This window comes from Actinomadura sp. 9N407 (assembly GCF_044326315.1).
Lineage (GTDB): Bacteria > Actinomycetota > Actinomycetes > Streptosporangiales > Streptosporangiaceae > Spirillospora.
Map to the genome: position 1 here is coordinate 1 of NZ_JBIRAW010000080.1, position 878 is coordinate 878.

General features: G+C 66.5%; 1 protein-coding gene. It reads right to left on the reverse strand.

Annotated features, from left to right (window positions below):
* The coding region (locus ACH34Q_RS46950) for a nucleotide sugar dehydrogenase (protein WP_395989768.1) at positions 1 to 878 on the reverse strand (878 nt) is incomplete at both ends.

The following is an 878-nucleotide window of genomic DNA, read 5'->3' on the forward strand; positions in this document are numbered from 1 at the left end:
GTTTCGCGTTGGTCGGCGATGTCGGCTTTGTAGGTGACGCCGAGGAGGAGGATGTGGGCGTTTTTGAGGGCTTGGCCGTGGGTGTTGAGGAGTTGCTGGGCGCGTTCGACGATGTAGCGGGGCATGCGGTCGTTGATCTCTTGGGCGAGTTCGACGAAGCGGAAGGGGTAGCCGAGGGAGCGGACTTTGTAGGACAGGTAGTTGGGGTCGATGGGGATGCAGTGGCCGCCGACGCCGGGGCCGGGGCGGAAGGCTTGGAAGCCGAAGGGTTTGGTGGCGGCGCAGTCGATGGCGTCCCATAGGTCGATGCCGAGTTCGTGGCAGAACACGGCCATCTCGTTGACCAGGGCGATGTTGACGTGGCGGTAGGTGTTCTCCAGGAGTTTGGCCATTTCGGCTTCGCGGGTGCCTTTGGCCTGGACGACCTGGTCGACGAATTTGCCGTAGAGGGCGGCGGCGGCCTGGGCGCAGCCGGGGGTGAGGCCGCCGACGATTTTGGGGGTGTTGGCGACGCCGTAGTGGGGGTTGCCGGGGTCGATGCGCTCAGGTGAGAACGCCAGGTGGAAGTCGACTCCGGCGACCAGGCCCGATCCTTGTTCGAGGAGGGGGCGCAGGACTTCGTCGGTGGTGCCGGGGTAGGTGGTGGATTCGAGGATGACCAGGTCGCCGGTGTGCAGGTGGCGGGCGATGGTGGTGGCGGCGCCTTTGACGGCGGTGAGGTCGGGTCCGCCTTCGTCCGACAGCGGGGTGGGCACGCAGATGATCATCGTGCGGGCGCTGTCGAGGAGGTTCTCGTCGGCGCTGGAGGTGAACCCGGCGGCGAGCATCTCGCCGACCTCGGGGTCGCCGACGTCGTCGATGTGGGAGTGGCCTGCGTT